The sequence below is a fragment of the Tenacibaculum maritimum NCIMB 2154 genome, from assembly GCF_900119795.1.
Classification (GTDB): Bacteria; Bacteroidota; Bacteroidia; order Flavobacteriales; family Flavobacteriaceae; genus Polaribacter; species Polaribacter maritimus.
Map to the genome: position 1 here is coordinate 3,303,715 of NZ_LT634361.1, position 14,677 is coordinate 3,318,391.

General features: G+C 32.6%; 15 protein-coding genes. 6 read left to right on the forward strand and 9 right to left on the reverse strand.

Annotation, left to right across the window (positions count from 1 at the left end):
- Positions 1–67: 67 nt before the first annotated feature.
- Both MARIT_RS14795 and odhB read left to right on the forward strand, forming a co-directional pair.
- Positions 68–2,800 carry a 2-oxoglutarate dehydrogenase E1 component gene (locus tag MARIT_RS14795; protein ID WP_100211917.1) on the forward strand — a complete coding sequence of 911 codons (2,733 nt, stop codon included), beginning with the start codon at positions 68–70 and terminating at the stop codon, positions 2,798–2,800.
- A 39-nt stretch (positions 2,801–2,839) separates the two neighbouring features.
- A complete protein-coding gene (gene odhB / locus MARIT_RS14800; protein WP_024741052.1) occupies positions 2,840–4,048 on the forward strand; it encodes a 2-oxoglutarate dehydrogenase complex dihydrolipoyllysine-residue succinyltransferase in 1,209 nt (402 codons plus the stop codon).
- 157 nt (positions 4,049–4,205) lie between these two features.
- On the opposite strand, the gene MARIT_RS14805 is transcribed toward odhB, so the two are convergent.
- The 5 genes from MARIT_RS14805 to MARIT_RS14825 all read right to left on the reverse strand — a co-directional run bounded on the left by MARIT_RS14805 (position 4,206) and on the right by MARIT_RS14825 (position 9,293).
- Complete coding sequence (locus MARIT_RS14805; RefSeq protein ID WP_024741053.1) at positions 4,206–4,916, reverse strand: DUF547 domain-containing protein; 711 nt, start codon at positions 4,914–4,916, stop codon at positions 4,206–4,208.
- Between the two features lie 258 nt (positions 4,917–5,174).
- Positions 5,175–6,488, reverse strand: coding sequence for a Fe-S cluster assembly protein SufD (gene sufD / locus MARIT_RS14810; RefSeq protein WP_024741054.1), 1,314 nt, complete (start codon positions 6,486–6,488; stop codon positions 5,175–5,177).
- A 63-nt stretch (positions 6,489–6,551) separates the two neighbouring features.
- Positions 6,552–7,304 (reverse strand): Fe-S cluster assembly ATPase SufC, encoded by a 753-nt coding sequence (gene sufC / locus MARIT_RS14815; RefSeq protein ID WP_024741055.1) that lies wholly within the window; start codon positions 7,302–7,304, stop codon positions 6,552–6,554.
- 87 nt (positions 7,305–7,391) lie between these two features.
- Positions 7,392–8,840, reverse strand: coding sequence for a Fe-S cluster assembly protein SufB (gene sufB / locus MARIT_RS14820; protein ID WP_024741056.1), 1,449 nt, complete (start codon positions 8,838–8,840; stop codon positions 7,392–7,394).
- A gap of 123 nt (positions 8,841–8,963) precedes the next feature.
- Positions 8,964–9,293 (reverse strand): HesB/IscA family protein, encoded by a 330-nt coding sequence (locus MARIT_RS14825; protein ID WP_024741057.1) that lies wholly within the window; start codon positions 9,291–9,293, stop codon positions 8,964–8,966.
- 125 nt (positions 9,294–9,418) lie between these two features.
- Between MARIT_RS14825 and thiL the strand changes: the two genes are divergently transcribed.
- On the forward strand, positions 9,419–10,465 hold the full coding sequence (gene thiL / locus MARIT_RS14830; RefSeq protein ID WP_100211918.1) for a thiamine-phosphate kinase: 1,047 nt from the start codon (positions 9,419–9,421) through the stop codon (positions 10,463–10,465).
- 107 nt (positions 10,466–10,572) lie between these two features.
- Here the strand turns inward: thiL and MARIT_RS14835 are convergent, their stop codons facing one another.
- Positions 10,573–11,277: a Bax inhibitor-1/YccA family protein gene (locus MARIT_RS14835; protein ID WP_024741059.1), complete on the reverse strand. Its 705-nt coding sequence runs from the start codon at positions 11,275–11,277 to the stop codon at positions 10,573–10,575.
- Positions 11,278–11,372: 95 nt separating this feature from the next.
- Here MARIT_RS14835 and MARIT_RS14840 point away from each other — a divergent pair, with 95 nt between their 5' ends.
- From MARIT_RS14840 to MARIT_RS14850, 3 genes are all read left to right on the forward strand, one after another.
- Positions 11,373–11,795: a hypothetical protein gene (locus MARIT_RS14840; protein WP_136438909.1), complete on the forward strand. Its 423-nt coding sequence runs from the start codon at positions 11,373–11,375 to the stop codon at positions 11,793–11,795.
- A gap of 178 nt (positions 11,796–11,973) precedes the next feature.
- Positions 11,974–12,255 carry a Sec-independent protein translocase subunit TatA/TatB gene (locus MARIT_RS14845; RefSeq protein ID WP_024741061.1) on the forward strand — a complete coding sequence of 94 codons (282 nt, stop codon included), beginning with the start codon at positions 11,974–11,976 and terminating at the stop codon, positions 12,253–12,255.
- A 21-nt stretch (positions 12,256–12,276) separates the two neighbouring features.
- The gene (locus MARIT_RS14850; protein ID WP_024741062.1) at positions 12,277–12,840 is read left to right on the forward strand and encodes a phosphatase PAP2 family protein; all 564 of its coding nucleotides are present in this window, start codon (positions 12,277–12,279) and stop codon (positions 12,838–12,840) included.
- A 197-nt stretch (positions 12,841–13,037) separates the two neighbouring features.
- On the opposite strand, the gene MARIT_RS14855 is transcribed toward MARIT_RS14850, so the two are convergent.
- The 3 genes from MARIT_RS14855 to MARIT_RS14865 form a co-directional block, all read right to left on the reverse strand.
- On the reverse strand, positions 13,038–13,679 hold the full coding sequence (locus tag MARIT_RS14855; RefSeq protein ID WP_024741063.1) for an O-methyltransferase: 642 nt from the start codon (positions 13,677–13,679) through the stop codon (positions 13,038–13,040).
- A 111-nt stretch (positions 13,680–13,790) separates the two neighbouring features.
- Positions 13,791–14,048, reverse strand: coding sequence for a hypothetical protein (locus MARIT_RS14860; RefSeq protein WP_231975167.1), 258 nt, complete (start codon positions 14,046–14,048; stop codon positions 13,791–13,793).
- A gap of 13 nt (positions 14,049–14,061) precedes the next feature.
- Complete coding sequence (locus tag MARIT_RS14865; protein ID WP_024741065.1) at positions 14,062–14,634, reverse strand: sigma-70 family RNA polymerase sigma factor; 573 nt, start codon at positions 14,632–14,634, stop codon at positions 14,062–14,064.
- Positions 14,635–14,677 lie beyond the last annotated feature (43 nt).

Below are 14,677 nucleotides of genomic sequence, written 5' to 3' on the forward strand. Positions count from 1 at the left end.
TGTCCTTTTACTAAAAATTGTATTTTTGTCGGAATTACACGCTTATACACAAAGTATTAAATTTTATATGGACAAGTTTTCGTTCTTAAACGCAGCACATACAGGCTTTATAGCTGACTTATATGACAAATATTTACAGAATCCTGATGCTGTAGAACCAAGTTGGAGAAGTTTTTTTCAAGGCTATGATTTAGCCAATGAAAATTACTCTTTTACAGATGAAGAGATAATATCAGAAATACCAGAAGAAGTTCGTAAAGAATTTTTAGTAATCGATTTGATTAATGGCTATAGAACTCGTGGACATTTGTTTACTAAAACAAACCCTGTAAGAGATCGTAGAAAATACACACCCACTTTAGATATTGAAAACTTTGGTTTATCTAAAAGCGATCTAGCCACTATTTTTAATGCTGGCGAGATATTAGGTTTAGGCCCTAAGCCTTTGGCTGAAATAATCAATCATCTAGAATCTATCTATTGTGACTCTATAGGTGTTGAGTATATGTATTTACGCAACCCTGAAGAGCTAAAATGGTGGCAAAATCGATTGAATAAAAATGATAATCACCCTAACTACAGCACAGATGCTAAAAAATATATTCTACAAAAGGTAAATCAAGCCGTTGGTTTTGAAAGTTTTTTACAAACAAAATATGTAGGGCAAAAACGTTTTTCTTTAGAAGGAGGAGAAGCTTTAATTCCTGGAATTAGTGTTTTGTTACGTGATGCTGCTGAAAAGTATGGCGTAAAAGAATGCGTTTTAGGAATGGCTCATCGTGGCCGTTTAAATACGCTCGTTAATATTTTTAAGAAACCTGTTCGTGAATTATTTAACGAATTCGAAGGAAAAGATTTTGAAGACGAAAATTTAGATGGTGATGTAAAATATCATTTGGGGCTAACACTAAGTAAGACTTATAAGGATGGGCAAACCATCAAAATGAATTTAGTACCTAATCCTTCTCATTTAGAAACTGTTGATGCAGTGGCCGAAGGGATTGCTCGTGCGAAAGTAGATAAAAAATATGAAGGAGACGATTCTAAAATATTACCGATACTAGTTCATGGTGATGCTGCAATTGCGGGGCAAGGAATTGTTTATGAAGTTACTCAAATGGCTCAGTTAAATGGCTATAAAACAGGAGGAACTGTACATATTGTAGTAAACAATCAAGTAGGGTTTACTACTAACTATTTAGATGCTCGATCTAGCACTTACTGTACTGATGTAGCTAAAGTAACACTATCTCCTGTATTACATGTAAATGCTGATGACGTAGAGGCTGTGTGCCATGCCATGGAAATGGCCATTGAGTTTAGAATGAAATTTAAACGTGATGTTTTTATAGATTTACTTGGTTATAGAAAGTATGGGCATAATGAGGGAGACGAACCTCGTTTTACACAACCCAATTTATACAAAGCAATTTCGAAGCATAAAAATCTAAAAGATATTTACGCTACTCAATTGCTATCAGAAGGCACCATTGATAAGACTTACCTTACTCAAATTACACAAGAGTTTAAGTCTATGCTAGAAGCTGAATTTGAAAAATCAAAAAATGACGCTACTTCTAAAGTAAGGGAATTCATGGAAAGTACTTGGCAAGGCTTTACCCGAAAAGGTAAAGAGGCTATGCTTTCTCCTATAAATACAACTTATTCTACAGAAAAACTAAAAGGAATTGCAAGTGTAGTTTCTTCTGTTCCTGAAAATGTAAAATTTGTGCGAAAAGCTGAGCGAATTTTAAAAGGTCGTTCAACAATGGTTTTTGAAAACAATTCTCTTGATTGGGGGATGGCAGAAACCTTGGCTTATGGTTCTTTATTAGAAGAAGGGTATAATGTTCGTATATCAGGACAAGATGTTGAACGTGGTACTTTTTCTCATAGACACGCTATATTACGTGACGAAAACTCAGAAGAACGTATTAATTTATTAAATACCAACCCTAATAATAAGGGAAAAATGACCATTTTTAACTCTCACTTATCAGAATATGGCGTTTTGGGGTTTGACTATGGGTATGCGATGGCCTATCCTAATAGCTTAACTATTTGGGAAGCTCAATTTGGAGATTTTTCTAATGGAGCACAAATTATGTTCGACCAGTATATTTCTGCTGCAGAAGATAAATGGAAATTACAAAATGGAATTGTTATCTTACTACCTCATGGTTATGAAGGGCAAGGATCAGAACACTCTTCCGCAAGAATAGAACGTTACCTACAATTATGTGCCGTAGATAATATGACCGTTGCAAATTGTACGACACCGGCAAATATCTACCATTTGCTACGCCGTCAAATGAAACGCGATTTCAGAAAACCTCTAATCGTATTTACACCGAAGAGTTTATTACGTCATCCTAAAGCTGTTAATACTATTGAGGATTTAGCTAACGGATCATTCCAAGAGGTTATTGATGATACTACTGTTGATAAATTAAATGTTAAAAAAGTAGTATTTTGCATGGGGAAATTCTATTATGATTTACTAGCTGAGCGTGAAAAATTAAATAGAGAAGATATTGCCCTTGTTAGAATAGAGCAATTGTTTCCTTTGCATGAAGCTCAATTAGAAAAAGTCTTAACTGGATATCCAAACGCAGAAAGATTTGTTTGGGCGCAAGAGGAACCTAAAAATATGGGAGCATGGAGCTATATGCTAGAACGCTTCCCTAAAATAAAATTAGAAGTTGCATCCAGAGCATATCATGCGGTACCTGCTGCTGGTTCTAGTGCAAGATTCAAAAAAAGACACCAAAGAGTAATCGATACAGTGTTTGACAAATAAAATACAAAAGAAATTCAGAGAAAATAAAATTTAGTACTGATGATTTTAGAAATGAAAGTTCCTTCTCCGGGGGAATCAATTACAGAAGTAGAAATAGCAACTTGGTTAGTTGAAGATGGTGATTATGTTGAAAAAGATCAGCCAATTGCAGAAGTAGATTCTGATAAAGCTACATTAGAATTACCTGCGGAAGAAAGTGGAATAATCACTTTAAAAGCAGAAGAAGGCGATGCAGTAGCAGTAGGAGCCGTTGTTTGTTTAATTGATATGGACGCTGCAAAACCAGAGGGTACTGCTACCGCAAACAAAGTTATCGAAGCTCCTAAAGTTGAAGCTCCTAAGGTTGCTGAAATAAAAGCACCTACTTACGCAACAGGAACTGCTTCTCCTGCTGCCAAAAAAGTACTCGCTGAAAAAGGAATTACCCCCTCTGAGGTAAAAGGTACTGGTAAAGACGGTAGAGTAACTAAAGATGATGCTGTCAAAGCGATACCGTCTATGGGTTCTCAACCAGCAAATGGTTCTCGTAGCTCTGAGCGAAAAAAATTATCAATGCTTCGTAGAAAAGTTGCACAACGCTTAGTTTCTGTTAAAAATGAAACAGCGATGCTAACCACCTTCAACGAAGTGAATATGCAACCTATATTCGATTTACGTCAAGAGTTTAAAGAAGATTTCAAAGCAAAACATGGGGTTGGTTTAGGATTTATGTCTTTCTTTACGTTAGCTGTTGTAAGAGCCTTAAAAATGTATCCTGATGTAAATTCTATGATTGATGGTGATTACAAAATTAGTCATGATTTTCAAGATATTTCAATAGCAGTTTCTGGACCTAAAGGGTTAATGGTTCCTGTTATTAGAAATGCAGAAAACTTATCTTTCAGAGGTGTTGAAAGCGAAGTAAAACGTTTAGCTCTACGTGCTCGTGATGGTCAAATTACAGTTGATGAAATGACAGGAGGAACATTTACCATTACCAACGGTGGCGTATTTGGTTCTATGTTATCTACACCAATTATCAACCCTCCACAAAGTGGTATTTTAGGAATGCATAATATTGTAAATCGCCCAATGGCGGTAAATGGAGAAGTTGTAATTCAACCAATTATGTATGTTGCTTTATCTTACGACCATAGAATTATTGATGGACGCGAGTCTGTTGGATTCTTAGTAGCTGTTAAAGAGGCACTAGAAAACCCAGTAGAGCTGCTAATGAATAATGATCCTAAAAGAGCCTTAGAAATGTAAGATTTCATGGCTACTAATTATAGTAAAAGCTTGGATAAAAATCCAAGCTTTTTTTGTCACTTCAAATAAACCTTTTATCCTGCTTTTATAACATAAAAAAGCAGCTCTAAAAAAATATAGAGCCACTTTTCAGATTGCAATAATTAAAAGAGTAATCTTATTTTCCGTTTAAGTTCCAGTCATATTCCAAATAAGTAACTGTTGCATTGTCATTCACCTTCGTTTTGGAATATTTATTTATATAGTCAACCAAAGAATTTTGCGAGGCAAAATCTTCTTGATACCATTCAAAAACCTTAGATACTTCTATTTTTTCTAGCGTTATTTTATTTTTTGCTGGGTCATTAATAAACTCACTCATTAATTTTTCTAGTTCACCCTCAATATTTTTCGCCGTAAAAGCAAAATTTACAAATCTAGGTCCTGATACAGATGCTGCATTTATGGCCACATGGATTCTAGGGTCATCATGCCATCTTCTTAAAATTTTATGTTCGATATAATCTAGTGAATACGTTTTTTTACCAATTATAGCAAAAGGTATTTTCCATGCATTTTTTCCTTTTCTCTTTATTGCTGTTACCGTTTTTAAAGGATAACTATCCAATATTATTTTAATTGAATATGCGTTGTAAGCATTAATCCAAAATGCTTTTGCTTTATTAGAAGACCATTTTCTTCCTGGAACTGTCTTTTCTAAATGACCTAAATAGAGATCTAATAAAGCTCTATTTTTACGTAGCCCTTTATAATCTACATTGCCTTTTGCATCTACATAAGTCTTTAAAAGGGCATTAAATACATCTGTTTGTGCTTGTATATTTACTGCTATAAAGAGTAATGAGAATAAAGTAAGTGTTTTTTTCATAATTTTAAGTTAGCTTTTGTTAATTTTTTAATTGGACGTAAGGTTTGTAAATACATTACAATCAACACAAATAATTTACAGCTATTTGTTATTTAATAGATATAAAAAAGAATTATACTTTATTATTCTGGCTTAAAAACACTAAAAATGAAACAGTTAAGAACTACAAATAAATATTTTAAAAACATATACACACAAAAAAAACATACAAAATTGTATGTTTTTTTTGTGTGTATATGTAGAAATATTAATGTTTATTTATAAATCAAAACCAATATTAACTCCAAGTTTATTTGCTATCAGTTTATTGATACGTTGTTTTACTTCCGGTATTTTTACACTTTCCAAAACGGTGTTTGCAAAAGCGTACATTAACAAAGCTTCCGCCTCCTTTTTCGGAATTCCTCTTTGTTGCATATAGAACAAAGCCTGGTCATCTAGCTGACCAATCGTACACCCGTGAGAACATTTTACGTCATCGGCAAAAATTTCTAACTGAGGCTTCGCGTTAATCGTTGACTTGTCACTAATCAACACATTATTATTCTGCTGATATGCATTGGTTTTTTGAGCTTCCTTTTCTACAATTACTTTGCCATTAAAAACCCCTGTAGAACGCTCTCCATAAATCCCTTTATAATCTTGATGGCTTTCGCAATTAGGTTCAATATGGTGTACTAACGTATGATGATCTACATGTTGTTTCCCTTCTAGGATGGTAATTCCTTTTAAGATAGAATCAATACGTTCGCCTTTTTGGTAGAAATTCAAATTATTTCTGGTAATGTTTCCTCCAAAAGAAAATGTATGAACAGAAACAACACTATTTGATTGCTGTTCTATATACGTATTATCAACTAAGGATGCTTTAATATGATCATTTTGAATCTTATAATAATCAACTGTTGCATTTTTAGCAGCAAATACCTCTGTAACTACATTAGTGAGCACTACATTTTCTGTCAAGCTCTGATGACGCTCTATAATTTGAACATGCGCATTTTCCTCCACTACAATTAAATTACGTGGCTGGGTCATGATAGCTTCCTCAGATCCTGTTGTAAAATTAATTATTTGGATAGGTTTTTCTACTTCAACATTTCTAGGAATATAAATATAAGCTCCTTCACTTACAAATGCTGTGTTCAAAGAAGTTAAATTATCTTGCTTAGCTACTTTATTAAAGTATTTTTCAATAATTGCTTTATATTTTGACTTGGACAATGCCGAAGACATTAAGCAAATGTCCTTACCATCATGAGTTGTATCTGATAAAAAAGAGCTGTATTTACCATCTATAAAAACAATTTTATATGTATCAATATCATGAATAAAATATTTTTTTACATCTGCTAAATCAACCGTTACCTCTTTGTTTGGGAAGAAGCTATAATCTTCATTTAAAACAGCATTTAATGATGTATATTTCCAAGCTTCTAGTTTTTTTGTAGGGAAACCAAGCTTTTCAAAATTTTGTAAAGCTATGGTGCGAATATCGTGTACATCAGAATTGATGTCAATCCCATTTTCAAAAGCTACATATGAGGATACTATTTTTTCTTTTAATTCCATTCTTTCCTTCTGTCTTGTCTTTGGTAATCTTCTAGTGCTACCAGTTTTACTGTATAGACCCTTTTATGAGTTTACTTCTTCTTTAATCCAGTCATATCCTTTTGCTTCTAACTCTAAAGCTAAAGAAGCATCTCCAGATTTTACTATTTTCCCATCATACAAAACATGTACAAAATCAGGTACAATATAATCTAATAAACGTTGGTAATGTGTGATTACAATTACAGCGTTGTCTTTAGATTTTAGCTTATTTACACCATTTGCAACAATGCGCAAAGCATCAATATCTAACCCTGAATCTGTTTCATCTAAAATAGCTAATTTAGGTTCTAACATTGCCATCTGGAAGATTTCATTACGCTTCTTTTCTCCTCCTGAAAATCCTTCGTTTAAAGAGCGTGATAAAAATTTACGATCTATCTCTAGCAGCTCTGATTTCTCACGAATCATTTTCAACATATCTTTTGCTGGCATCTCGTCCAATCCTTTTGCTTTTCGAGACTCATTTATTGCCGTTTTTACAAAATTCGTTACCGTAACACCTGGGATCTCCACAGGATATTGAAATGATAAAAACACACCATTATGTGCTCTTTCTTCAGGAGCCAACTCGCTAATATCTTCTCCATTTAATTCAATAGACCCGCTGGTCACCTCATACTCCTCTTTTCCTGCTATTACTGACGCCATAGTACTTTTACCAGCTCCATTAGGCCCCATGATTGCATGAACTTCTCCTGCTTTGATCTCTAAATTCAATCCTTTTAAAATAGATTTCTCTTCTATATTAGCGTGTAAATTTTCTATTTTTAACATTACTTACTATTCGTATTTGTTGGTTTTATATAACTAGTAAAACGATATGACGCTTACTACTAATTAACACGGTCAAAATTATAAATCTTAACCTACACTTCCTTCTAAACTAATTTCTAATAACTTTTGTGCTTCTACAGCAAATTCCATCGGTAATTTATTTAGTACTTCTTTACTAAATCCATTTACAATTAAAGCGATTGCTTTTTCTGTATCAATTCCTCTCTGATTACAATAAAACAATTGGTCTTCTCCAATTTTACTCGTTGTTGCCTCGTGTTCTATCTGAGCCGATTTATTTTTAGTTTCTATATATGGAAATGTATGTGCTCCACATTCATTTCCCATTAATAAACTATCACATTGAGAAAAGTTACGTGCATTTTCTGCTCTTGAATTTATTTGCACTAACCCACGGTAACTATTCTGCGATTTCCCCGCTGAAATTCCTTTAGAAATAATCGTAGATTTAGTGTTTTTCCCTAAGTGAATCATTTTAGTACCCGTATCTGCCTGTTGATGGTTATTGGTTACTGCTATTGAATAAAACTCTCCTACAGAATTATTTCCTTTCAGCACACAGCTAGGGTATTTCCAAGTTACCGCTGAACCTGTTTCAACTTGCGTCCATGAAATCTTAGCGTTGGTTTCACACAAACCTCTCTTTGTCACAAAATTATAAACTCCACCTTCTCCTTCTGCATTTCCTGGATACCAATTTTGAACTGTAGAATATTTTATTTCTGCATCATCTAGTGCAATTAACTCAACAACAGCTGCATGCAACTGATTTTCATCTCTACTTGGTGCTGTACAACCTTCTAGGTATGATACATAACTTCCCTTGTCTGCTACTACTAAAGTTCTCTCAAATTGTCCTGTTCCACCTTCATTGATTCGGAAATATGTTGATAATTCCATTGGACAACGAACACCTTTAGGAATATAACAGAAAGAGCCATCAGAAAAAACTGCTGAATTTAAGGCTGCATAAAAATTATCAGTTGTTGGTACTATGGTACCTAAATACTTTCTTACCAATTCTGGGTGCTCCTGAATAGCTTCTGAAATAGGCATAAATATAATTCCTTTTTCACTCAATGTTTCTTTAAATGTTGTTGCTACAGAAACAGAATCCATTACAATATCAACCGCCACATTGGCCAATCTTTTTTGCTCGTCTAGAGAAATCCCTAATCGTTTGAACGTATCCAATAATTCTGGATCAACTTCATCCAAACTATTTAACTTTGGTTTTTCTTTTGGCGCAGAATAATATGCTATTTCCTGAAAATCTGGTTTCTTGTAGTTTACATTAGCCCAATCTGGCTCTTCCATTTTTTCCCAAACCCTAAACGCTTCTAAACGCCATTCCGTCATCCATTCTGGTTCATTTTTCTTTTTAGAAATAGCACGAACCACATCTTCATTCAACCCTTTTGCAAAGGTTTCACTCTCTATGTCTGTATAAAAACCATATTCGTACTCTTTGGTTTTTAACTCTTCTCTTAAATCGTCTTCAGTGTACTTATTCATCTTAATTATTTAAAGATTGAGAAATTAAAATCTTTAATTCTATCTACTAAAATTTTCGGAAAGATATAAAAACTAAGTAAAATACTCATTCTATTGCTCTTAAAAGAGTATTACAACTTATTTTTATAGTGAAAAACTTTCTCCACAACCACATGTCCTATTTGCATTTGGGTTGTTAAAAACAAATCCTTTACCGTTCAATCCTCCAGAGTATTCTAATGTTGTTCCTACCAAGTATAAAAAACTTTTTTTATCTACTACAATCCTCACGTCGTTTTCTTCAAAAACCTTATCGTTTTCTTGCGTCGTTTTATCAAAAGTTAAATCGTATGACAAGCCAGAGCATCCTCCGCTTTTTACTCCCACACGTACAAAGTCTGTTGCAATATCAAAACCATCATCAGCCATTAATTCTATGACTTTCTTTTTTGCTGTGTCTGAAACTTTTATCATAATTTTATATAGATTAAATCTAAATCTTTTGCAAAGATAATGACAAAATATGATTTTTATCAGTTTTTATATGAATTAGGGTTATATTATAATAGTTTTTTTTGATTACTAACTATCTTTGCACCATGTTAGAAGACAAAAATCAAGAAAGAACTTCATTAGCTAAACTGGGAGAGTTTGGCTTAATTAACCACTTAACAAAATATTTCACCCCTAAAAACGATTCGACATTACGAGCTGTTGGTGATGATGCTGCTGTGTTAAAACAAACAGACAAACAAACCTTAATCTCAACCGATTTACTCGTGGAAGGAGTACATTTTGACTTGAGTTATGTTCCTTTAAAGCATCTAGGATACAAAGCTGTTATGGTGAATTTATCCGATATATATGCTATGAACGGAACTGCCGAGCAAATTACAGTTTCTATTGCAGTTTCTAATCGGTTTTCATTAGAAGCTCTGGAAGAACTTTATGCTGGTATTCAGTTAGCTTGTACTACTTATAATGTTGATTTAGTAGGAGGAGATACTACTTCCTCTACTACTGGATTATTAATTTCTATTACCGCAATTGGAACTGCTAATCAAGAAGACGTTACTTATAGAAATGGAGCTAAAGAAACAGATTTAATTGTTACGACTGGCGATTTAGGTGCTGCTTATTTGGGTTTACAAGTATTAGAACGTGAAAAACAAGTTTTTAAAGTAAATCCTCAAAACCAACCAGACTTAGATCAATACACCTACCTTATTGAAAGACAACTAAAACCTGAAGCTAGAAAAGATGTTGCTGAACTACTAAAGAGCTTAGCAGTAAAACCTACCTCTATGATTGATATTTCTGACGGTTTATCTTCTGAAATTATGCATATCTGCCAACAAAGTAAAGTGGGATGTAAAATTTATGAAGATAAAATCCCTTTAGATCCACAAGTAATTTCTACTTGCGAAGAATTCGATCTTGATAGTACTATGATTGCTTTAAGTGGAGGGGAAGATTATGAATTATTATTTACTGTATCTATAAATGACTTTGATAAAATAAAAGGGAACCCTAATTTATCTATTATCGGTCATATTACTGCAGAAACCCAAGGCATGAATTTAGTAACACGTGCTAATCAAGAGATTCCTTTAAAAGCACAAGGTTGGAATGCAATGAGCGAATAATAACTTTATAGCACAGGCAATTCAACTTCTTTCCTCTGTAAATTTATTAAAACTAGTTGGTATAAAAAGTAAAAGCGCCTTAATTAAGGCGCTTTTACTTTTTTATTTTAATCTCTTGACAAAAACAACTGTAATACATACCAAAAAAGTAACATTAATGAAGCAAATAAACCAAGAGCCGCAGGAATATAATCATTAGTACTGTACTTATTTACTAAATTAGAAGTTTGATATAAAATTGATCCTCCCGCTAGAATGCACATTCCTACCGAAAACCAAAGCCCTAAACTAAATCCAAATAGTGTTCCTGCAATAATGAGCCCTATGGCTATAAAAAAACCTACCGTTAAAGCTGATTTCAAAAAAGAAAAATCTTTCTTAGTAATAAAAACAATTGAAGATATCCCAGCAAACAATGCCAATGTTACGATCGCTGCTTGTTGAAGTAAATCAGCGCTACCCGTATATAACATTGCTATATAAATCAAAGGGATAAAAATAAATGCTTCTGCTAAAATATAAACTCCATAAGCCGCATACTGCTTGCTTTTATCTTGTGTTTTCAACATAGTACTTTCTGCATAATTCGTTACTAACATAAACCCTCCTAGTAGCAATAACCACTTAAATCCCTGAGTCATAGAAAGCGCAAATTCTACAATTGCTGTACTTTGAAGTAATAAGTATTCAAAAATCACAAATAATAAGACTCCACCTGCTACATGCGTATAGGTTTTCTTATAAAACGCTACTCTTTCAGCATCAGTAGATGCGCTTAGTAATACCTTACTATTCTCAATGTTGTTTTCCATAGTATTTATTTTATATATTAATGAATTACAAATATATTAAAATCTATAAATTCCGTAAAACCTTTTTTACAACTTGGAAATCAAAAAATCACAACATGAATACCTACAATTTTTTTATCATCGGAACACTATTTTTAGCTACGGTAAATAGCTTTTCTCAAAAGCAAGCTTTTAAGAATATACCACAAATCTTCTATCATGCAAGTACCAGAGGCTATTCAAAAGAGCTGCAAGTCAAAAGAAATATTTTCTTCTATAAAGAAGATAAAAAAGAGCTTTCTTACAACTTAAGAAATAAAGACTTAAAAAAAATTCAAAAAATCATAAACAGTATCGATTTAAAAAAGATAAAGGAATTTACAACGACATCCAAAAAACGGTTTTCTGATCGTGCTCTACAAGCTACTATTTCCATCACCATAAATGATATCACATACAACGCTCTTCCCTTTGACGAAGAACATCCTCCGAAAGAACTAACTCCATTAATTCTTTTACTAAAAGGGTTTATCAAATAAACTCTTCTTGTAAAAACATTCTCGGAACACCAAGTTTTTCATTATCATATTGCCTTTCCTTTGATAGTTGCCATACAGCTTAAAAAAGCTTCAAGAGTACTTAAAATTTCTAATTTTCACTTAAACATAAAAAAGTTTAAATGAGTTCAGCATTAAAATCTTTATCTTTGCTATAATTATGAATACATTTTTTTTATTTATTGGAGGTCCAGAAATTTTTATCATTCTACTAATTGTGGTAATGCTATTTGGTGCAGATAAAATTCCTGAAATAGCTAGAGGTTTAGGAAAAGGAATGCGCCAAATAAAAGATGCTACCAATGATATTAAGAGGGAAATAAACGACAGTGCAAAAAATCAGGGGCTTGATACCGACATTGTAAAAGATGTCAATAAAGAAATTGAAAAAGTTAAAAATGACATTGATGATTTTACGGGGCCTATAAAACGCAGCTTTTAAGCTGCTCTAAAAACAAGGCTTTTGTTAGAAGAACTTATACAATATGACTATCGCATCATCATTTTCCTTAACTCTCTTGGTGCAAAAAAATGGGATGCTTTTTGGATTTTTATAACAGAACCTACGCATTGGTATTGGTTATTTATGTTAACGACCTTACTATTTTTTAAGTTTTTCGGAATCAAAAGGGGTACCTTACTTATCTTAAATACAATCTTGACCTGTGTTGTTACGCTTATTTTAGTAGAGTTAATCAAACAAAATGTTGCTAGACTTAGACCTATAAACAATCATGAAATAAAACACTCGCTGCGGTTTATAAAGAATGCTGAAAACTTCAGTTTCGTTTCTGGTCACGCTGCTTTTTCCTTTACCTTTTCTTTTTTGGTATTTAAAATCTTGAAAGAAAAAATAAAATTTAGCTGGGTACTTTTCCTATTTCCTCTTTTATTTGCCTATAGTAGGCTATATCTAGGAGTTCATTTCCTATCAGATATTCTTAGTGGTCTTTTTTTAGGTTTTCTTATAGCCAATATCGGGTGGATTGTTTCTAAAAAATGGATTTTAAATCAAGTAAAAACTTAATTTTATTATTGACAAAACACCTATTTCAGTTAATAAAATTACGTAGCTATTTTTGCCTTACAATAAGAAAAGCTCACTCTTCTACACAAGTAACCTTTATTTTTACTTGCTAAGTATATTAAGAAACTAATCAAATTCTATTTGAAAAAGAAGTACTCGACAAACTGCTTACTTAAAAAAATACTTGAACCTAAACTTTATTTTACCCTAGAAACCGTTAAGCCATCTCTAATAGGTAACAAAACCGTTTCTACTCTTGCATCTGTATTTAACAACTCATTATATGCCAATAGAACTTTGGTATCTATATCTTTCGGATTCAGCGTTTCTACCACTTTACCGCTCCATAAAACATTATCAGATAAAATAATCCCTCCCGTATTCATCCTCTCAATTATCTGATGAAAATAATTCACATAATTTCTCTTATCAGCATCAATAAAAACAAGATCGAACTTCCCTTCAATCGTTGGAATAATACTCATTGCATCCCCTACATATTGGTTGATTTGATGGGAATATTCAGATTTTTGGAAATATTTTTGCTGCAATGTTTCTAGCTCTTCATTTTTATCAATGGTATGAAGAACCCCTTCTGGCAACAACCCCTCACACAAACAAAGAGCTGAATATCCTGTATAAGTTCCAATCTCTAAAATAGTTCTGGGCTGAATTAATTTAGAAATCATAGCTAAAACCCTTCCTTGAAAAGCCCCACTTAACATACGTGGATTCAATACCTTTTGCCAAGTTTCTTTTGTTAATTCTTTAAGTATTTCAGGTTCTCTTTGAGAGTGTTTTATAACGTAGTCATCTATTTTTTCAGGAAGAAAATGCATGTATTAAATTTTACTTCAAAGGTATAAAAAAACGGAACTTATCACTACAATAAATTCCGTTTCAATCTAACAAAAAATCAAAAATTGGTTTTTACGAAACCAAAAAAACGATTATTTCAATGTTACTTTTTTTAATTTTTCTTTTAGTAAATCTTTGTCATCTGAACTTAAGCAGTGTTTATGACTCTTACAATCAGATGCCTTCATTTTAAACAAACCTGTCATTGTACGATTTTGTATAACATATTTACTACACACCCTACACATTAACAAATGCCAATTCAATTTTATTTTTTCTAGTAATGTAGCTTCATTATATTGACTCTTATCACAAATGGTAGTAGCCTCATCACAACTAACTTTAAACATTTTAAACATCGTTTTACTTATTAAACCAATTCTCTTCCATACATTTTCTTAGCTGAGTTCTTGCTCTATGAATAATCACCCATAGATTTGACGGCGTTATATCTAACTCCTTACAAATTTCTTCTGTTTCAAATTCTTGTATTGTTTTCATCCTAAAAACCATTGCATATTTTTCAGGTAAATAATCGATACATCTATCTATTTGATCTTTCAGCTCCTTACTTTCTATTGTCTTTTCCACTTCATTACCCCACGATTGTGGAACCCTTTCTTCAATCCAACTCCCTTCATTATCTCCATCATCATAAAAATTCATTCTAACTTCAGCTTGACCTTTTTTAGAGTTTATTTTTCGGTAATAATCAATAACCTTTCTTTTTAAAATAGAAACTAGCCAAGTTCTTTCAGTTGATTTCCCCTCGAAATTTTTAGCAGATTTTAGTCCTGCAAAAAAAGTTTCTTGAACCAAATCCTTAGCAATATCACTATTATTAACACGCGCTATAGCGTAATTGAATAAGTAATCAGCATAGGTATCAACCCATGTTCCTGGATTTAATAGATTTTTTTTATCAGTTAAGTTCATCACAGAGTCAAAGATATAGTATTTTTATTTATAACAGAGTTTC

Coding starts and splice junctions, on each gene's coding strand:
- MARIT_RS14845 (WP_024741061.1), top strand. CDS start 11,974: ATGAATACATTTTTTTTATTTATTGGAGGTCCAGAAATTTTTATCATT.
- MARIT_RS14855 (WP_024741063.1), bottom strand. CDS start 13,679: ATGCATTTTCTTCCTGAAAAAATAGATGACTACGTTATAAAACACTCT.
- MARIT_RS14825 (WP_024741057.1), bottom strand. CDS start 9,293: ATGATAAAAGTTTCAGACACAGCAAAAAAGAAAGTCATAGAATTAATG.
- thiL (WP_100211918.1), top strand. CDS start 9,419: ATGTTAGAAGACAAAAATCAAGAAAGAACTTCATTAGCTAAACTGGGA.
- MARIT_RS14865 (WP_024741065.1), bottom strand. CDS start 14,634: ATGAACTTAACTGATAAAAAAAATCTATTAAATCCAGGAACATGGGTT.
- MARIT_RS14860 (WP_231975167.1), bottom strand. CDS start 14,048: ATGTTTAAAGTTAGTTGTGATGAGGCTACTACCATTTGTGATAAGAGT.
- MARIT_RS14835 (WP_024741059.1), bottom strand. CDS start 11,277: ATGGAAAACAACATTGAGAATAGTAAGGTATTACTAAGCGCATCTACT.
- sufD (WP_024741054.1), bottom strand. CDS start 6,488: ATGGAATTAAAAGAAAAAATAGTATCCTCATATGTAGCTTTTGAAAAT.
- odhB (WP_024741052.1), top strand. CDS start 2,840: ATGATTTTAGAAATGAAAGTTCCTTCTCCGGGGGAATCAATTACAGAA.
- MARIT_RS14805 (WP_024741053.1), bottom strand. CDS start 4,916: ATGAAAAAAACACTTACTTTATTCTCATTACTCTTTATAGCAGTAAAT.
- MARIT_RS14795 (WP_100211917.1), top strand. CDS start 68: ATGGACAAGTTTTCGTTCTTAAACGCAGCACATACAGGCTTTATAGCT.
- sufB (WP_024741056.1), bottom strand. CDS start 8,840: ATGAATAAGTACACTGAAGACGATTTAAGAGAAGAGTTAAAAACCAAA.
- sufC (WP_024741055.1), bottom strand. CDS start 7,304: ATGTTAAAAATAGAAAATTTACACGCTAATATAGAAGAGAAATCTATT.
- MARIT_RS14840 (WP_136438909.1), top strand. CDS start 11,373: ATGAATACCTACAATTTTTTTATCATCGGAACACTATTTTTAGCTACG.